This window comes from Pseudoalteromonas gelatinilytica, assembly GCF_001641615.1.
Classification (GTDB): Bacteria; Pseudomonadota; Gammaproteobacteria; order Enterobacterales; family Alteromonadaceae; genus Pseudoalteromonas; species Pseudoalteromonas gelatinilytica.
In genome coordinates, this window is the sequence record NZ_LRRU01000007.1 from 90956 (window position 1) to 110310 (window position 19355).

Annotated in this window: 17 protein-coding genes and 1 pseudogene; 9 read left to right on the forward strand and 9 right to left on the reverse strand. The window is 42.1% G+C overall.

All coding sequences use genetic code 11. The features are described from left to right. Positions 1–22 precede the first annotated feature (22 nt). The 7 genes and pseudogenes from NH153_RS03185 to NH153_RS03215 form a co-directional block, all read right to left on the reverse strand. Positions 23–865, reverse strand: coding sequence for a DUF4198 domain-containing protein (locus tag NH153_RS03185; protein WP_063700888.1), 843 nt, complete (start codon positions 863–865; stop codon positions 23–25). A 9-nt stretch (positions 866–874) separates the two neighbouring features. Beyond that, entirely contained in the window at positions 875–1375 is a 501-nt protein-coding gene (locus NH153_RS03190; protein ID WP_063700890.1) for a DUF2271 domain-containing protein, read from the reverse strand. After that, positions 1375–2007 carry a PepSY-associated TM helix domain-containing protein gene (locus NH153_RS03195; RefSeq protein ID WP_063700892.1) on the reverse strand — a complete coding sequence of 211 codons (633 nt, stop codon included), beginning with the start codon at positions 2005–2007 and terminating at the stop codon, positions 1375–1377. The genes NH153_RS03190 and NH153_RS03195 overlap by 1 nt, the downstream gene beginning before the upstream one ends. 197 nt (positions 2008–2204) lie before the next feature. Further along, positions 2205–2594, reverse strand: a pseudogene (locus NH153_RS03200) (YbaN family protein); the annotation flags it as partial. Next, a complete protein-coding gene (locus NH153_RS03205) occupies positions 2594–3172 on the reverse strand; it encodes a biliverdin-producing heme oxygenase (protein ID WP_063700894.1) in 579 nt (192 codons plus the stop codon). The gene NH153_RS03205 and the pseudogene NH153_RS03200, both read right to left, overlap by 1 nt. Positions 3173–3509: 337 nt before the next feature. Continuing rightward, positions 3510–4829 (reverse strand): porin, encoded by a 1320-nt coding sequence (locus tag NH153_RS03210; RefSeq protein WP_063700895.1) that lies wholly within the window; start codon positions 4827–4829, stop codon positions 3510–3512. Between the two features lie 107 nt (positions 4830–4936). Beyond that, the gene (locus tag NH153_RS03215) at positions 4937–5419 is read right to left on the reverse strand and encodes a MarR family winged helix-turn-helix transcriptional regulator (protein WP_063700897.1); all 483 of its coding nucleotides are present in this window, start codon (positions 5417–5419) and stop codon (positions 4937–4939) included. A 329-nt stretch (positions 5420–5748) separates the two neighbouring features. Here NH153_RS03215 and NH153_RS03220 point away from each other — a divergent pair, with 329 nt between their 5' ends. From NH153_RS03220 to NH153_RS03235, 5 genes are all read left to right on the forward strand, one after another. Continuing rightward, on the forward strand, positions 5749–6600 hold the full coding sequence (locus NH153_RS03220; protein WP_063700899.1) for a D-hexose-6-phosphate mutarotase: 852 nt from the start codon (positions 5749–5751) through the stop codon (positions 6598–6600). Between the two features lie 61 nt (positions 6601–6661). Beyond that, positions 6662–7195: a PH domain-containing protein gene (locus tag NH153_RS03225; protein ID WP_063700901.1), complete on the forward strand. Its 534-nt coding sequence runs from the start codon at positions 6662–6664 to the stop codon at positions 7193–7195. Continuing rightward, positions 7188–8720 (forward strand): PH domain-containing protein, encoded by a 1533-nt coding sequence (locus tag NH153_RS03230; protein WP_234003557.1) that lies wholly within the window; start codon positions 7188–7190, stop codon positions 8718–8720. The genes NH153_RS03225 and NH153_RS03230 overlap by 8 nt, the downstream gene beginning before the upstream one ends. 79 nt (positions 8721–8799) lie before the next feature. Then, a complete protein-coding gene (locus tag NH153_RS21710) occupies positions 8800–9042 on the forward strand; it encodes a hypothetical protein (protein WP_105181001.1) in 243 nt (80 codons plus the stop codon). 85 nt (positions 9043–9127) lie between these two features. Next, positions 9128–11950 carry a TolB family protein gene (locus NH153_RS03235; RefSeq protein ID WP_063700904.1) on the forward strand — a complete coding sequence of 941 codons (2823 nt, stop codon included), beginning with the start codon at positions 9128–9130 and terminating at the stop codon, positions 11948–11950. Between the two features lies 1 nt (position 11951). Here NH153_RS03235 and NH153_RS03240 read toward each other — a convergent pair whose 3' ends face one another. After that, the gene (locus NH153_RS03240; RefSeq protein ID WP_063700905.1) at positions 11952–13091 is read right to left on the reverse strand and encodes a tetratricopeptide repeat protein; all 1140 of its coding nucleotides are present in this window, start codon (positions 13089–13091) and stop codon (positions 11952–11954) included. A 271-nt stretch (positions 13092–13362) separates the two neighbouring features. On the opposite strand from NH153_RS03240, the gene NH153_RS03245 reads away from it, so the two are divergent. From NH153_RS03245 to NH153_RS03255, 3 genes are all read left to right on the forward strand, one after another. Then, entirely contained in the window at positions 13363–13977 is a 615-nt protein-coding gene (locus NH153_RS03245) for a PQ-loop domain-containing transporter (protein ID WP_063700906.1), read from the forward strand. A 75-nt stretch (positions 13978–14052) separates the two neighbouring features. After that, on the forward strand, positions 14053–14874 hold the full coding sequence (locus NH153_RS03250; RefSeq protein WP_063700907.1) for a hypothetical protein: 822 nt from the start codon (positions 14053–14055) through the stop codon (positions 14872–14874). After that, positions 14871–15353, forward strand: a complete 483-nt coding sequence (locus NH153_RS03255) for a pilin (protein ID WP_063700909.1) — start codon at positions 14871–14873, stop codon at positions 15351–15353. Before NH153_RS03250 ends, NH153_RS03255 begins: the two co-directional genes overlap by 4 nt. A 50-nt stretch (positions 15354–15403) precedes the next feature. On the opposite strand, the gene NH153_RS03260 is transcribed toward NH153_RS03255, so the two are convergent. Further along, entirely contained in the window at positions 15404–17914 is a 2511-nt protein-coding gene (locus tag NH153_RS03260; protein ID WP_063700911.1) for a zinc-dependent metalloprotease, read from the reverse strand. Positions 17915–18179: 265 nt separating this feature from the next. On the opposite strand from NH153_RS03260, the gene NH153_RS03265 reads away from it, so the two are divergent. Then, entirely contained in the window at positions 18180–19352 is a 1173-nt protein-coding gene (locus tag NH153_RS03265) for an efflux RND transporter periplasmic adaptor subunit (RefSeq protein WP_063700913.1), read from the forward strand. The last annotated feature ends 3 nt before the right edge of the window (positions 19353–19355 follow it).

Sequence of the window (19355 nt, forward strand, 5' to 3'; positions counted from 1 at the left end):
TTGTTAAGGCCTAATCAGCATTTTATTCAGGCGCTACTTCAAGTGTTGTGAATAATGAGTAGCGTACGTTATCGATATCGGCTTCTGTTGGTTTTTGATCAACAGATGCTTCAATCAGATACATATCGGCGTGAGCGAATGTCACCGTAAAGAAGCCTTTTTTGTCGGTTGTTACTTTCACTTCATCACGTTCATTGCGGTAGCGTGCACTACCACGAACAATAGCAAGCTCAACGTCAGCAGCTGGTTTGCCATCCATTAATAATTGGAACTTAGCTTCTTCACCAGCAAATAGATCGTTCGGGTGAGTAGGGCCAGAAATTTCTAGGCCTTGACCAAGTAATGTTGGCTTAGAAGTACCATTACGGCTAACGAAGGTATCAACAGTTGCGATTGATTTTACAGTACGTACCTCAGTTGCACCTGCTGGTAGATCTGCTTCTTTTTTACCTGCGAACACACGACCGCGATTGCCGTCTTTATCTTTATAGAAAGTCATCAGCATTGGTTTTTGCTGCATAGCAATATGGTAAGTACCGTCTTGCGTTAAACTTACTGCCGCAGAATTTTTGCGTTTTAAGTAGTATGCACGAATTGTTTCTTCAACCGGTTTACCATCTGGAGCAAGAGCAATTAATAGGTTGTCGTCATACTCAGCGCCTTTTTCTTTCGGGCGGTATGCTTTATCTGGGCTAAACAACTCATTTGAAATACTGGCATCGATCATCACATAGTGAGTTTTCTCACCTGATAAAGAAGTGTGAGATGGCATTAACCAACGAGCATGTGCTTGTGCATAGCCAGATGCAAGTGCGGTGAAGGTCACAGCGCCGATCAGCGCTGTTTTTAATAATTTTAATTTCATTGTTTGTCCTTAATGACTGGTAATGGTAACAAAGCTAGTCGCGAACTCTTTTTCGCCTTTAATAGTGACTTTGCCGTCTTTCGTTAAGTCGATTTCAACGCGGGTGTAATCTCGACCACCTTCTTCACGTACAACTTCAACATTAAGTAGGTAGCTGCCAGGTTTAACTGGGTTGCCTTTTAAATCTTTACCTTGCCACTCAATGGTGTAAGTACCAGGGCGTTTTGTTGCTCCTGTAACACCATCAAAGTTGTCGTTGCTACGACCGGCTTTTCGCCACCACTGACGTAAGTCTTTAAACCACTCTGCTTTCTCAACCCAAAGTGCAATCGTAGTAACGTGTTCACGCTCAGGTGTTTCTAGCCATAGCGCCACATAAGGGCGATGATAAGGGGAAACATCTAGTTCAGGTAAAGTGAACTCAACAGTGAGGTTGGCGTCTTTTGCAAAGCTCAGAGGGCTGAATAAACAGCTAATTAGTAGAGCAACGAGTAAGTGGGCTTGTTTCATTAAGATACTCCTTTAAGTTGAGGCACCCAAACTAGATAAATGACCAAAGGCGTGGCAACACCGAGGAGGGTTAACCAAAGACCTGCGGCACGTTTTTTACGGTTTTGAAAGAGAATAATTAATCCGGTGATGGCAAACAGAATCATCAAAACAGCTGAAATATCAATGACCCAGCTCCATGCTTCTCCTGTATGACGGCCTTTGTGCAAGTCGCCAATCAGACTCATAAAGCCCCCTGTTTGATAATCAATATTCAGTTCACCGGTTTGAAAATCGATTTCGGCATAGGCAAAGCCTGCCGGAAGTGGGTAGTCGAGCATTACCAAGGCATCTTCTTTTTCCCACTCAATACTTTTCACATTACTGAGTGAAAATTGCTGCTGCATGTATTGCTCTATTTCAGGATAAAGGCTTGGTAACGTGTCGAGGTTTGCTTGTGCTTTTTCGAATAGCGCAGCAGAAACAAGCTGTTGGTTTTGACCATTATGTTTATCATTTTCGAGCCAACTAACGTGGTTAAGAATGATGCCGCTGATACAAAATAAAATAAGTAAAAAGAACAGGGCCGTTGAAAAATAAATGTGTAATGCACGGCTAACGCTGTAAAAGTTGCGCTTGTTAAATGAGAACATAATGCGGTTTATTCCGTTAAAGATACAAATATGATAATGATTTGTATTAACGATAACAAGCGAGTTTACGTTCTTTACATTTCTTTGTGCTAGAAATGAAAAGCGAGATACGCCATTACTGCGAGTTGTGAACTGACTAAACAAGCAAGCAACATTAAGCGCATCTGCGTGGTTAAATTAACTTGAATAAGGGTTGGTTTATTTGGTGCAGAAGGGCGATTAATTAAATACGCTAACACGCTTAACTCAATCACTGCCACAAGATACATCACCCAAATTGGCGCGGCACTTTGCAGTAAAAAAACATACCCGATTGCCATCCCAAAACCCGCTAAGAATTTGGCTCGGGTAGGTACAACCTTATGCTCTTGCCAGAACCTCAGAGGCTGGCCGTATCTAGGATGGTTGAGCAACCACGCAGACAGCTTGGGCGATGAGCGGGTGAAACAGGCCAATGCCAAGATAAAAAAGATAGTCGTCGGCATCACAGGCAGTGCAATGCCTATGATACCTAAACCCACCATCAATAACCCGAGTAATTGATAGCAGCCATTTTTATAGGCGGTAAACGCCGCTCTCACATTCATCAATAAAATTGAGCCTGATAAAACTTAAATCGTTGTTGTGCTTGCTCAGCACCCTCTATCAAGGTGGCCTGTTGCTCATCACTGAGTTCAAGGTTATCAATAAGATGGCTTAGTTGACAGCCCTTATTACATTCACTGGCTTTAGCTAGATAACGAGCACCACGTTGGTTATTTAACTTTAGCTCAGCTTCAACTTGTTTGCCTAATGTTGTCGCTGAAAATTGCGACCCTTCAATAACATATAGCCAGCCAAGTGCATAGGCAAAGTCGGTGTGTTGAAAACAGCGTGGTTGCAGTGTGCGATTTGGCAGAGGGTGTTTTAAATCGTTTAAGTCCTGCTCGATGAAGGGGAGTCGTGTACGATCAAATAAATTATCAACATATTTATGTAAATCAACGTGTTGATAAAGGTTCTCTACCTCGACTTGATAACTGTACTGTAAGGTTAGAAATTTTTTATAGTTATCTAAATCAGTAGTGGGTGATAGCGCTATTAAATGATGATCAATCTCTTTTGAGATGTTTACTATCGCTTGTTTTAGCTTTTCAGCTCGAGAAAGTAGCTCGAGTATTGGCATGAATAGGGTCCTCAGCAACGTCTATAAAGTAAATGCACGGGGTAGTTGATGTTGTCATAGGGTGAATACCCATACTTTCTAAGTGATAGTTTGATAAAGCTGCTGTGCAGTTTTTATCAACAAACTCGGCTCAGAATGGGAGTGTATAATAATGATTTTCATTTCTATTGCCAGAAAATGTTTTCACTAAAGGTACAGGTTGGACCTGCTCGTTAGTATTGAGGGCTGTTAGGGAGTGATGAATGAAATCAACAAGAATAAAGTAAGGTGTGAGATTGTTGTGAGTTTTCGAGTAAAGAAAAGCAAGGAGCCAACTCCTTGCTTTAAAAAAAGTGTATTAGAAATAATACCCTATGTTGATATTGAAGCGGGTCTCGGTGTCGTCACTGTCGCCAGCAACTGAACCCCCAACAAATGGTTGGTTTTTCGCTTGTACAAAATCAAAGTAAGTGAATAAACCGCCTGCAGCAACCGATACACCGGTTACATTCATCCAAGTATCAGCACTATCATCTGACTTGTCATAAATAATGCCGTAGTCATTGTAAAATTGCAGGGTAGTTACCGGGCCCCACTCTACAGGGAGGCTGTAAGCAATATTGGCATTAGTCATGGTCGCTTCTGCGGCAATACTGTCGTAAAACGCATAAGCACCTACAGCCATACGATCAACGTTGTCGATATCGTAGTTATACTCGCCGTGCTGTAGTTGGAAATTCCATGCACCTATTGTGCTATTTAAGTGCACAGCCCAGGCGTAGTAATCGCCAGCTTTATCTTCGCCATCATGCAAGCCACCTGATAACGCAGATACACCGAGTTCGGTGGTACCGCCGTCATGTTCAAAGTGATAGCCATAACGACCAGAGAAGGTGTTGTATTCTCCAATGGCATTAGTTGGTTCGGCATAAATGCCCTCATCAGCTGAGCGGAAACCTACAACGTCATAAGAATAGCGGTCGCTTCTGTCATCCACATAACCATCTACGCCACCGAGCTCATCGTTTTTGAAAAAGCCAAGGTCAAGTTGCCAGTTATCGGCAATTTTTCGTTTAAATAGCACACCTAGATCATGATCATCTTCAAGGCCAACATAGTAAGTGGTGCCAAAGAAGTAGTTGTGCGAATTATATGGCCAGTTACCAAAAGGCACTTTGGTAATACCTGCCTGTACTTGCCAGTCTTCGGCAAAATCATAGGCGGCATAAGCATATTTAACTGCAGTCATGTAATCGAAAAAACGAATTTCAGCGTTGAGCTGCACATCACCAACATCGCCCGCAAAATTTAACCTAAAGATGTCAAAATCGAAGTCACCACCGCGATTTTTATTATCATCGTCATAGGATGTATAACTGTAATTAGTACGGACAGCACCTCCGATTTTAATTCCGGACTCTTTCTTGGGTGCTTCAACAGCTGCAGTTTGTTGCTCAAGTTGCTTTTGTTGCTTAGCAACTTGGGCATCAATTTGCGCTTGTTTCTCGGCTTGTTGCTGAGATTTTTTCTCTGCAGCATCAAGTTTGGTTTGCAGTTGCTGCATTTGCTGTTTCAGTAATTGCAGCTGCTTTTGAAGGTCATCAATTTCAGATGCCTGACTAAGACTTGAAGTTGTGCCCAAGGCTATTGCGAGGGCTAACTTTGATAGTTTAAGCATGAATTATCGCTAGTTTGGAATGGGTACTAACTAGCATAGATGATATTCATGGTGAACCCAAGGGTAGTCAAAGAAATTTAATATTAATCAATCAGTTTTAATTTTTTCTATGGTTCAAAGGTCTTGGTGATTGCACCGACTTCAAGTAACGGTGACGCATCAAGTTGATCTGCGTCCATCATGGCAGCAATTCGTTGCATAGAGGACAGCAGTAAACTTTGCTCCCATTCTTCAAGTGCAGAGAACTTTTCAATGAAGTGCTCTTGTAGCGGTTGAGGTGCCTGTTCGAGTAATTGTTTACCCCGCTCAGTGAGGTGCAAACTAACGCGACGCTTATCAAGCTGGCTACGCACTCTAGTCACAAGTTCGCGGCTTTCGATTCGATCTAAGATATTGGTCACCGTCGCAGGACTTAAGTTTACATTTTGTGCAATGCGACTGGCGGTAATGCCATCGGTTTGTGCAACTTCATTCATAATGAGCAGTTGTGGACCTGTTAAGCCCGAGGTTTTGTTGAGCTGTTTTGAATGAAGGTCGATAGCTCTGATCACTTTGCGCAGCGATACTAATAGCTCGTCATACTTTTGCATGTTGATGTCTCTTAAAAAAGGCGGTGTGGAACAACCGCAATCGCAAAATATTACACATCTAATAAATTGAGTTCAAATAAATAATAACTATGTGGCTTATAATTTCCGGCCATAGTGGGTGTTGTTCTGTTCTTTAGTTAGTTAGAGTAGAAATTAAAAGCTAAAATTTAAAAATTAGATGGAGTAATTGTTGTTAACACTTAAAATGCTACTACGAGGTGACACCATCACTTTGTAGTAAAACAATTAATACAAATAACTAAATATTATTTACTAAAAGCCACTGCATTGGGTAAGGTGGATTTTTCTTTCATTAAATGGGACGAATTATGAAGTTATCGCCATCTGTTACGATTGAGCAAAGTGAAACCGGGCTTGAATTTATTAAAGTTGCCAGTGAGTTTTGTAGCGCAACTATTTTTCTGCAAGGTGCGCAGATCACTGAGTTCACGCCAACCGATAAAAAGCCATTATTATGGGTCTCAGAATTAGAAGATTACCAAGAAGGCAAAGGTGTGCGAGGTGGTATTCCGATTTGTTGGCCATGGTTCGGGGTAAGTCAACATGAAGGCTGGCCAGCTCATGGTGTTGCTCGCACAAGTTTATGGCGCGCAGAAGAAGTGAAAGAACAAGACGATTCGATTTATATCAGCTTGTCATTGCCGATGACGCAAGTTGATGAAAAATATTGGCCTTATAAAACTAAGCTGTTAGCAGAATTCATTTTAACCTCTGGTTTAGAACTACGTTTAACAACCACAAACTTAGATAGCCAAACTGTACAGTTCACTCAAGCACTGCACACCTATTTCCCAACGCCAGCCATTGAAGAAACAAAAGTAGATGGCCTGCAAGGCGCGAAATACATTGAATTTGCTGAAGGTCCTTTTGAGCAAAATGAGTTAGTGTCGTTCGCACGTGAAACAGACATGGTTTACACCGAAGCAAAAGACACTCAACGTATCATTACACCTGATGGCATTATTGAAGTAGGCCGTGAAAATTCAACTTCGTGTGTTCTTTGGAATCCATGGATTGATAAGTCAAAACGCCTTTCTAATTTTGCTGATGACGAATACCACGTCATGCTGTGTTTAGAAGCGGCTAATGTCCTTGATGATAGTGTTGAACTTGCACCTGGAGCAAGCCATACACTTGCAACAAAGTTACGCTGGGTATAATTTATAACGACTTAGTGTTAGCACGTAAGGCCGGCACCGCTGGCCTTTACAAGGAATTACCGTGTTTAGTAATCAACAAATAGAAACCCTTCCAAAGCATCAAACGATTCAATTCCAACCACTTGCAGATAATGCGATATGGCATGTACAACTAAATTGGTTGTTGTTTTATGTACCTCTAATGGCCGTGATTATTGCTGTTCGGCACTTTAATCCTGCCGTTAGCCAAGCTATTGCCACACCTTGGCTGCTGGTTTTGCCGTTGTTGGTAATACTGTCGATGATCTACAACCTCTACAGTGTACGTGCCAAAGGCTTTGCAGTGAGAGAGCATGATATTGCGTTTAAGCGGGGTTTAATTTGGCAACAAACCACCTTATTGCCTATTTCTCGCGTGCAACACACCGAAATTCATCGCGGTCCAATTGAGCGAAAGTTAGGACTTGCGACACTCAGACTTTACAGTGCGGGTGGCATGAGTGCAGATCTACATATCAGCGGCTTAACTGACGAGCAATGCAATGATGTCCGCCAGTTCGTGCAAAGTTATGGTGATAATGCACTCATTCCAGAAAATGAGCTTGCCGATGAGTGATCAACAATGGCAACGGGTATCGCCATGGGCGCTACTGTATTTTATTGTGCACTTTGCACTGCGCTTTATAAAAGATGGGCTGCTTAATTTACTGCCAATTTTGGTGTTATTCGTCACGCAAGTGGAGCAAAAGCTGTTTTGGGGGCAAATAGCCGCTGCTGTAGCCTCGTTAGTTTTAGTGCTGTACGCCTTTGCTTATTATCGTAATTTTAAATACTGCATAACAGATGGTCACGAAATACTGCTCAATAAAGGGGTATTCAAAAAAGAGCGGCTAACCCTTAAATTTGCTCGAGTACAGAACGTCAACATAGCCGAACCTTTTTATTTTCAGCCGGTTAATTTGGTTAATTGTATTTTCGATGCCGCCGGTAGTAGTGCTCAAGAAGCGGTGATCCCAGGTGTAAAGCTTAGTTATGCCGAGCAAGTGCGCGAACAAGTTATGGCGTTTAAGGCTCAGTTACAACAGCAAGAGCAGCCGTCTATTGAGCAAAGCGAAGCAACAGACACGCTGCAAACCTTAACGATCAGCAATGCTGAAATTGCTAAATTTGGCTTGATGTCGAACATGGCAATATTGGCATTGGCCGCGCTTGCCCCATTTATGAATATGATTTTTGAGTACCTCGAAAAAACCATCATAAACCGCCTAGAGGCAATGCTGATTGAGCAAGCCGCGTTCGTTGGTAGTGCCGCTGCAATCGCTGTTTTAATCATGGTTGTTGCTATTGTTTTATGTGCCATTTTACTTTCAGTTGTTATGGCTTTGGTGCGCTTTTTTAACTTTCAACTGTATTTTCAAGACGATAAGTTTAAGCGTGTGGCAGGTTTATTTGAGCGCCAGCAATTATCGATAAGTGTGTCGAAAATTCAAAGTGTGCAAATCAAACAAAATATTATTGCTCGGCTCCTTAATCGCTATACCTTAATTTGCCCGCAAGTGAGCAGTGGCGGTGTGGCTGCTGGGGTTGCGGCTCATAAAAATAAACAAACGTTAGTGATGCCAGTAATCACTAAAGAGCAAGTACAAGCCGTGTGTGGCTGGTTATTTCCATGGTTTGTTGATTTAACAGAGCTTAACTTTATTAAGCCTGAGCGAGCTTTACTTTATAAAAATACGTTTTTATATGTAATCCTACCTACTGTATTTTCTGCTTTAATTTTCAATGCCTTATTTGATGCAGCTACGATGCTGTGGAGCATTGTCGTGGGCTTAGTTTTGATGATCGGTGTGTTTTTGAATTATCAAAAAACGGGTGTAGCTTTGTATCAACATGACGGCCGTTTTTTTGCCGTATTTAAGACTGGCATGCTGGGTGTGCAGTATCGTGTTTTTGAAATCTATAAAGCGCAAAGTGTCACCACAATAAGCACTTATTTAATGCGTCGTTCACAGCTTAAAAGCTTGTATATACAACTAGCTTCTGGCTCTGTATCAATGCCTTACTTAAAAGCGGAACTGGCTGAGCAGCTTGCTGATTTCGCCCTATATGAAATAGAAGGCGTTGAGCGGAATTGGTTTTAAATGAAAATAATTCTCAATATCATTGATTCGTTTTAATATTGAGGTATACTAGCGCAACGTCAATAACCACGGGTGCGCAATGATTTATTTACTACCTATTTTAGCTATTTCGGGTGTCGTTGCCTTATTGTGTTATGCACGTTCGCAGCAGGAGTGTAAGGGCTTGTGTGTGAGTGTCGCTGTGACTGCAATCGCGTTACTCGTAACCGCAGCTTTAGTCATCGCGGGACTCGGTGCATTAAGAAGCAGCCTAATGTTTGCTGTGACTATTTTTATTATTTATCAATTACTCGGTCTAGTACGACCGATCAGACTGGAGTAATTTCTTACACTTTTTAACTTCAGGCTTTTAAAAAAGCATCGCATACTAATTCTTAAATTAAGCAACATGCTAATCAAGGATTGTGATGAAAAAAGCCCTGTTAACTGCGGCACTACTTGCCGCTGGTCACGCTTCAAGCCAAGAGACTTGGCAAACTATTCATACCGAACACTTTAATGTGCATTTTAGTACTGAGAATCAGCAATGGGCCCGCTCAGCGGCAACAGAGCTTGAAATTGTTCGCGATAAGGTACTAAAACAGCAAAACCGTGCTCTTGATGAAGTGGTCGATGTTCTGGTTTTCGACCCATTTAACGCCTCCAATGGCTTTGCTTTGCCGGTGACTAACAAGCCTCTAATGGCTTTGTTTACCACGCCTCCACAATCCGACACGGTGATTTCTAACACCGATGGTTGGCAGCAGTTATTAATTTTGCACGAATATATTCATTTGGTGCATCTTGCTCAGCCTACTCGAAGCGACGTGCGTCAGGCTATTCGCAATAGTTGGGATATTTATGATTTAGTTGATGGCGAGATGCCGCGCTGGGCTGCCGAAGGGTATGCAACGCTGCTTGAGTCGAAAATGACAGGGCGGGGTCGTTTATACGATAATCTTTCAGAGGCAATATTGGTTGAATTTGCACAGCAAGGTGCATTGCCACGATATAGCCAATTGAGTAGTACAGAAGGGGGCTTTTTAGCTGGCTCAATGGCGTACTTAATGGGTTCTCGCTTTCTAGCATGGTTAGAAGAGAACTATTCCGCGCAAACTCTTGATGCAGTTTGGACACGTATGCAAGCGGTTAAAGCACGTGATTTTGATGAGGCCTTTAGCGGGGTATTTGGCGACTCACCTGAGCGACTCTATCGTCGTTTTATTGCCGAATATACCTATAAAGCAATGGCTAAAGAGGTAAGTGAGCAAGCACTCACAAGTAAGCTTTGGTTAGAACTTGATTTATACGCCTCGAACCCTGTTTTAAGTTTAGATAACAGTAAACTTGCTATTGTTGAGCGCAACAAAGATGATGAAACCCGTTTAGTCATTTATAGCACGGATGATAATCAACAGGCTGCCGATGATTTTGCAAAGCAGCAACAAGCGTTACTTGATGATGATCCCGTCGATATTGTTGATAAAGCCCCAAGTGTTTTTAAACGTAAGCAAAAACATGTGCTTCAGCAAATTAATAGGCAAGGTATAAAAAACCCGCAGTGGTTAGACGAAAATACACTGTTTTTCACCGCCACCACAACCGTTGCTAAAGGCTCCATTCAAGGTATTTCAGATCTATATCGCTATGATATTGATACAGGTGAAGTGAGTGCTTTGACGCATCATGCAGGGCTGCGCCGCTTTAGTATCACTGATAACGGGCAAACTGTTTATGCTGAGCAAACTAAGCATGGCTTCTCTGAGTTGGTACGTCTTGACCTCAATACGGGTGTCGCTACGTCTTTGTTTGAGAAAAGCCTAGAAACGGTTTATGACTATCCATTACTAAGCCCTAATAAAGCTCAACTTGCTTATTTAAAAGCGACATTGAATGCCAATTGGCAGTTGTATATACAAGATGTGAATTCTCAGCAATCAATAGCTGTGCCTATGCCTGAGGGCTATCAGTATGTGTCACAACCTAATTGGCAAGCAGATGGCAAAGGGCTATATTTTGTCGCGGGTAAAAATAAAGCTCTCGATTTATATCATTATGATCTACAAAGCAATTCACTCCGCCAATTAACGCAAGGCCAAGAAGCTATTGCACACCCAATGGCAATGAATAATGGTGAACTTTTGTATTTATCGATCACTGCTGAAGGGCCGAATATCAAGCATTTTGCTGAGCAACCACAAGGGTTAGAGGTTGTTGAATTTGCTAAAAGTGCAGCGCCACCACGAGGGCAAGTAACGAGCGAAGTATTACCTGAGGCGAAAATCTACCCGCAAAGCCCAACTGAGCCAGCTGATTATGATATTTGGCAGCAAAAACCCACCTTTTCGCTGGCATCTCAGTATTATTCGGCATCATCTTCGCTGCTTACCCTTGGAGTAAAAAGTAACGACTTTTTAAAGCAGCTCGATTTACAAGCAGGCTACAGTGCTGATTTACATGACAAAGCATTGGAGGGGGTGTTCGCGGCCGCTAAGTACTCAGCGTTTGATTTAAAATTTAAAGCGCTGTTATTTGATTACGACCTTGAATCGGCAAAACAGTACCATTCACAAATACCGGTGAACATAAGTAACACGGGGGCGCATCTAGCCATGAGCTACCCGTTGCAGTTTCAGCAGCTTAGTATTACACCGAGTTTGAGCTATAACTACAGTGATTTTAGTAAGGGGGATGATCAATGGTTAACCCTTGGACTTGAACAAAAATGGCAACATGATAGACAGCGATACGGTTTTGCTCAGTCTGTGAGTGCTCAGTGGCTATCCGGTGATGCCAACTCGAATAATTGGCAGGGCTATAACTTTGCCACCGTATTGAGCGGTTATGCTTTTGATATTCCTGTTTATGTTAATTTTGCACAGCAATATCGCGATGACAGTACCCTTGCGCTTGGCGGTTATGAGTCAAACTTAATTAATAATGACACGCAAAGTGGCTTTGTTGTTGCTCCTGAGCTGCCGTTTATTAGTCAAGCAGGTAACCGCTATAAAGGGTATGGCGGGGGCATTAGTTACAAAGATTCATTACCTTGGCTTTATTACCAGCAACATCAAGTTGATAACCGAGTCTATGCACAAAGTTATGGTCTCAAGTGGCAAGGTGACTTTAGCTTTGGTATGGGGCCCGCTGGTTTGAACGATGTAAATATTGATTTTGGCGTCGCCCGGGTAGAAGGCGACGACTTCGAAAATGATTTACGGGCTTGGCTAAGCTTCTATTACTCGTTATAGCCTAGTGTTGATCAGTTAAGGCGAAAAGCTTGGCGTGATACAGCGCCAGTTTTTCGTCTTTATTTTCTATCTCAATGGCTTTTTCTAGCCACTCCTTAGTGCTTTTTTCATTTCCTTGCTGATAACTAATAATCGCTAATTCGATATAGGGTTCAGATAAATAAGGGGCTAATGCAATGGCATCTTCGAGCTGTTGTTTCGCCTTGTAAAGTTGGCCATTGTTACGGGCGTTAATTGCCGTTGCCAGTAACTCGAACGGATCTTGCTCAAGCATCGCCAATTCTGAATTGAGCTGCTCTGCCAAAACCTGATCATTCAGTTGCTCGGCCAATACTGCGTAATTATGTAGTAAATTAGTATCTTTAAAGCCATGCTGCATTGCTGTTTGATAAATATGTTTTGCCCCTGCTAAATCACCCGCTTGGCGATGTAATACGGCGGCTAAATTATAAAGTGATGCCGCATTTGGGGTGTATTCATTGGCTTTTAAGATATAGCTGTAGCTTAAATCGAATTCTTTCAAGGCCAGCGCTTTTGCGGCCAAGTTACTATAATAACGGCTGATCAAGTCTTTTAGTTCAGCTCGACCAGAGTAAAAACTGCCACGTGCTGGAAAGTAATCGATGACTGTACCTGGTGGAACCAAGTAATTACCGTCCTCATTTAAAGGCGCGTAGACTTTGGTGCGAAAATGGCCTGACACATACACGATGTTACTTTGTTTACTGTAAACCGGTTCACTCGACACTGCTTGAAAGCTGGTTTTAAGTCCTGCTAGTTGGGCATAGGCATGGGTTAAGATTGCTAAACTGATACAGTTACCCTGATGACCTTGAAGAGTCTGCTGGGCATTGAGCGTAGCGCTAAAGTAATTAAAATTAGTGAGTTTACTTTCTAAGTAGCTATACAGGATTTGGTCGTCTCTTAAATCACCCCCTTGACGCGCGGTAAAATAATCAAGAAAACGCTGTTGCTCATCTGCAGGGAGTGTAAAGAGTTCAGGGTCGCTAAGTTCAACGTGTTTAAAATGTGTGGTGTTGAGTAAGCTGGCTACACTCGGTGGTGGCGTTGGTTGTTGTTTTGTACTTTTACATCCAACTAAAAAAGCACTCAAAACAAGCGCATATAAAATCGACTTCATAGCATTACCCTCCTGAACACTAATTACTCAATGTACCCAGATCGCAGAGACTATTCAAGCAGCTAATGAGTGTCATGGATTGTAAACACCCTGTATGGTTATTTTGCCAATAGACTGTTGTTTGTTTTTTATTCTTTATTGCATTCTAAAACGCTCTCATTACAATGCCGCGCTCCTTTAAATCGCTTAAAAAACATGGGTTTACTCTAGTTTTATAGGCGGTTTATAAACTGCTAACTTATTAACTAAATTGTAACGAGAGAGGTCTGTTTTGGCGCACTTTTTGCCGATTATTTCATGCTTTATTTTAGCGTTTAGCTTTTATCCGCTTTTAAATAAGATCCGTAAAAATCGCAGTGTGTCGGGCGTGTCGCTGTTAATGATGAGCTTTGGGGTCGCGCAAAGTGTGTATTTCATCACCTATAACTTGTTCTTTCAGCGCTTTTACATGGTTTTGCCGTTCGTTGTTACTGGCATGCTAAGTGGTGTGATCCTTTATTACTTTGTTCGTTACAATGCTGAGCGAAAGCAACGTATGCAACTAGCCGGGTTATTAGCCATGTCATTCGTGCCTTTTAGTTTGTTGCTGAACCCTTATTATGAAACGGCAACAGTGCTTAATTGGTTAACCTATGTGGGGTTAGTCATGAGCTCTATTCGTGTTATGCCGCAGACTTATAAAACCATTAAAAGTGGTGATATTAGTAATTTAAGTGCGCGCTACTTTAGCCTACAGTTTGTTGCTGGAAGCTGCGGCCTCGCTGCCGAGCTTGCTATGACTACACCGAGTGTGTCTCACATACTAACCTTTGTGATGATATTACTGACTAATGCAGCGCAATTAGGATGTATTCAGTATTATAAATCACGCCCAGCAATGGCTTAAATGCCTAAGTAATATTCCGTTTATTAACTCGTTGCTTTATGGCACATTATCTTATCGCTATCGAAAGGATAAGATATGAATTGGAATCAATTAGGCTATTTATGTCGATTATTATCGCCAATAAGTGGCCTAAATAAAGCACAGCAAGAAGCGCTTAGTGCCCCGCAACACTTAGAAATTTATAATGATGGACAAAAAAATAGTCCATTAGCCACTAAGCTTGCAAATGACCTTAAAGAAGCTGAAGGTGAACAGCAGCAAAGGTTAGCGTTAAGTTATGCAGCGTTATCATCAACACTAAAAGAGCACTCTTTCGACTATAAAACCAAGTTGCTTTATCTGGGTGTACTTTTCTCAGTTTTCATCCTCGTTAACTTTATTTATCAGCAATTTGTTATTCCTTCATTCTCAAATGTGTTTAGCCAATTTGATGTGCAAGTTACAGAGCACATGGCTAATTTAGCTAGGTTCTGGCTGGTAGCAAGTATTGCGCTCGGCTTGTTCTTGATGGTTATTATATTTACTGTAAATGCACTTCGACAGTTTGCAAATCTGACTTTACTGAATGCTTCATCAGCCCAATTAGGGCTAATAATCCCCAAACAAATTAGGCACAATTATGACGCTTTAGTCGCTCTAATTGAGTTTCCATTGTATGGAACACTACAGAACGATACTCGTGAGTTATCTCATTTAAAAACATGTCAAAGTAATGGCTTGGATATTGCCGAAGAGCTAGAGCTCCTTGTAGTCAATAAGCTTGAAAGCTTACGCGGCGATATCACCGCGCATACCAACAGACTCATCACTATATTTAGTATTTTATTGGTGATATTAATTGCCCATTTCTTAATGGGAGCATATGAGCCTCTATTCTTAATGGGAGAGATAGTATGAAAAATAAAGGATTTACGCTGATTGAGTTAATGGTTGTAGTCGCCATCATCGGCATTTTAGCTTCTGTTGCATTACCACAATACAGTCAATATATTCAGCGCAGTGAACTAGCGGATCCCTTAGCTATGGCGTCAACCATTCGAGAAGACGTTACAACCTTTTATTTGGAGCACGGCCGCTTTCCAAAAAACAATGAGCAAGCAGGTGTCCCTGCAAGTAAGTTTTTAATTGGTAATCGGGTTACGGGGATCACTGTTGAAGACGGAGCGATTCATATTAGTTTGGGTAATAAGGTATCGATGCCTTTGCAAAATACAGTATTAACTTTTCGCCCTGCGGTTGTTGTCGGAAGCCCTACAAGCCCTATCGCTTGGCTTTGTGGGTTTGATAAACCTGTAACGGGTATGCAAGCGGTTGGTGAGAATAAAACGACTGTGCCAAAAGACATATTACCTTCGTCGTGTATTGATAGACGTTAACTTTAAAAACAAAAGGCTACTAAGTGGCAGCCTTTTTTGTGTTGCTAAGCTTAAGCTTCGAGGGCTTTACTAATTAAGCGATCGATATATTGCTTATGCGCTTTAGCTGCGGTGTCTGCGCCCCAAGGCACGCTCATATCAGCAATTTGATTTAACTGATAAAGCGCAGCTGCTTTGGCTAGGTTGTCGTGCTTACTCGGTTTGCCTAAACCAGCAATCGCGATTAGCTGATTCACATATTCAATTTGTAGGTTGTGACTTAAGGTATTTGCTTTTTTGCTGTCTACAAAAATGCTTGCTGTTAAGTCATTCATAAATTGGTTAAGTGAATACTCATTACCATACATTGCGCTGTCTGAAATACGCAGCATGACAGCCGGGTGTAATAACTGGGCAAGTACCAGCTTTTGCATGCCTAAAATCATGCCATGTGGTTTAGGGTCTTCGTTCTTACCGTAATGATTAAAACCACGACGTTGCTGTAGCAGGTAGTTATAAAGTGGCTGCATACTAGCAAGCACATTTGGCGAGAATACTTTGTCGGCTAACACTTGCATTGCATGTTGTTGGCGCTCAAGTGGCACTGGTGTAAGTGGCGTGCCATTTTTATCATCGCCTACAACATTACGCTCTACATAAACACCACCGATTTGACGTGACACTACGCCGGCTTGTGTTCTGTAGCTACCAAATAGAATGTTTGCTGAGGTAACAAGTTGTTGGTATGACTCGCCATTCACGGTGGCTTTGTCTTTAAGTTCAGTAAATAACTTATTGATAAGTGCCATACGATCATCAGCATATGCGGCAGGATTCGATGACATATCGCCAATCATCACGCGAGGGTCGATATGACGACCAGGGGCGCGCATGTCATCAGCATCATTACCAAACGCTAAACCGTGCTCTGATGAGCGAGCGAGAATTTTCTCAAGGCGTTGTTGCTCAGCCGCTTTATCAGCTAATGCTTGGCTGTAGCCGTATTCAATCGCCCAATCATCGTAAGGGCCAGGTTTGGTTTGGAAAATATCACCTTGCTGCATGCCAATAGGGGCAATGTTTGCTGGTGCATAATCCATCACCGAGCCAGTTACGATACCTTGTGTTTTACTCTTATCGTGAACTTCTTTTTCATCCCACAAAATAGACGACTTCATATTGTGGTTAAGACCAAGGGTATGACCTACTTCGTGTAACACCAGCTGAGTTAAACCTTGGCGTAAAATCTCTTTGTCTTCAATGCTCGCACCTGTGCCTAAGCCTTTAGCAAGTAACATGTTTTCTTGAATACTGTGACCCAGTGAACAATGCAGTTCTGAGGTGCTTGGGCTGCTTTGAAGTGTTGCTGCACCTTGCGTGTATAAGGTGTCGTACATCCAACGGTTTTTCATGAAAACATACTCTAACATGATGTCAGAGCCTAAGATCTCACCAGTCAACGGGTTAGCAAGGGCTGGGCCGTAACCACCAAATGGTGGGCGTGGTGATGCAGTCCAACGTAATACGTTGTAGTTAATATCGCCCGCATCCCAATTTGCGTCATCAGGTTGTACTTTTACTTCGATGGCATTTTTAAAGCCCGCTTTTTCAAATGAGCTATTCCATGCCAGCACGGCATCACGAATGGTGTCTCGCCACTCAACAGGCGTGGTATTTTCAATCCACCAAGTGATCGGTTTAACTGGCTCAGAAAGTGCAGCTGATGGGTCTTTCTTTTGCAAGTCCCAGCGTTTGATGACATCTTCATAAGGTGCCCAGTCTGCTGATGTCATATTGTCGAATTCGTTAGTAAAATAACCAATACGCGCGTCATCTTGGCGAGCTTGATAATCATTTTTTGGTAACGCAACGAATGAATGTTGGACTTTAATTGAAACATTACGAGGGTCGCTTACGGCACCAGAGCCTCGTACAGTTGGGTTGGCATTATTGAATACATAATCAACCACAACATCTAGGTTATTTGGGTAAGGGCGCTGTTTAATGATACGCGACTTTTTGTCGTCTAATTTACCAAGTTTAAAGCGTTTGCTGGCATCTTTATCTTTTGGGTTCGCCCAAGGTGAGACTTTATGCAGTGCTTCACTTAAAAATAGCTTATCAACATTAAAGGCTATTTTGCCGCCTTCTTCTTTTTCGATTTTGATACTCGCAAGGACAGCTTCGCTAATGTTGGCATCGGCAGAGCGTGCTAAGGCTGAGTTTTCATCAAATTTATAGCGCGGCGTTTTGCTAATAATATCAATGCGGTCAAAATATTTACGGAATTCAATTAGCTTTGTCTCGCGGTATGCTCCTCTGAAGTGACCTGCATCAGTAACACCATCAACGGTGTGAGCAAAATACACAAACGGCGTATCGAGTTGAGATTGGTCGATCACCATTAAGTTGTCGCCCGTTTTCGCATCTTGGTAAATGCTGAAAACACCGGCAAACTCGCTTTTATCTTTGATCATTTCAGCCAGAGTTTTTGGCTTCTTTTCTTCTTTTTTCGCTTCGGCGGCGTGGCCATTCATGGCAAACGCTAGGCTTAGTGCCAGCGCAATGTTTGTTATTTTCATTGTTAACTCGTTCCTTTAATTATTTCTCAATCAAGTTTAATGAATTAACCCTTTGATAAAAGAGTGTTTGTTAACAAGTGTGAAAGTGAATGTGTAAGCTTTTGATATTAGGTATTTTTTGTTTGTAACAAATTGTTCTTAGGTGGAATTTTTGCTTTGTATTGCCAATTTAACTGTTTTTGTAACAGTTCCTTACAAATGTCACATTAATGTTTCTGTCAGCTTTGGTATGATAGGGCCAGTGAAAATATTATAGGTGTAAGTTATGCGCACAAGTTTATTAAAATGGATCTTACCATTTGTTGCATTAATCGTTGGTATTGCTGGTTTTATGGCAATCAACGCTATTGCTCAAGAGCCTAAAGACAAGGATGTAGTTGATGTGCGTCCTTTGGTACAGGTTGAGCCGGTAGCAAGCGATGATCATCAAGTGATTATTAACAGTTACGGTGAAGTTAAACCGCTAGAAAGTACTTTGATTGCCTCACAAGTGGCTGGTGAAGTAACGAGCTGGCATCCAAACTTTGTTGCGGGTGGCATCGTAGCTCGTGGCGAAGTGTTATTTACCATCGAAAAAGATAACTACGAAGCGGCTGTACTACAAGCTGAAGCGTCGCTTGCAAGTGCACAAGCGGCACTGATTGAAGAGCAAGCCCAAGCTAAAGTGGCACAGGATGAAGCAAGACGCTACCCAGAGCGTGAACGCACTGACTTATTCCTACGTAAACCTCAAGTTTTAAGCGCGCAAGCGGCTGTTAAATCAGCGCAGGCTGCATTAAAACGTGCCGAGCGTGACCTTGCTCGTTGTGAAGTCAGAGCGCCTTATGATGCACTGGTGATCAGCCGTGAAATTGGTGTCGGTCAATACATCAATGTGGGTAGCCAAGTTGCTGAAATTAACAATATTGAAAGTGCTGAGATCATCGTGCCAATCGCTGGCTTTGACAGTGTATTTTTACCAAAACGCTTAAAAGGCGTTAAAGCAACCATTATTAATAAAGGCTTAAATAGCTTTACTCGTGAAGCTGAAATTGACCGTGACCTAGGCGTTGTTGATAACGCAACGCGTATGAGCAACTTAGTGGTTCGTGTTGATGACCCATACGGCTTAAAGCACGACGTACAGCCAATTAAATTTGGTGCTTATGTACAAGTCAACTTTGCAGGTGCGACATTACAAAACATCTATCGCTTACCGCAGTCTTTAGTGAATAACCAAACAGTATGGATTGTGAATGGCGAAAATAAACTTGAGCCACGTAAAGTAACTGTTGTGCGTGAAGAAGGCGAATTCTTCTATGTAAGTGATGGCCTTGAAGTGAATGACCAGCTAGTACTTACCTTACCTGAGTACCCGCAAGAGGGCATGGAAGTGAAGATTGCTGGTATGAAAGAAATGACAAGCGATGCAGAAACTGCAGCGGTTGATAAGCTGTAAGGT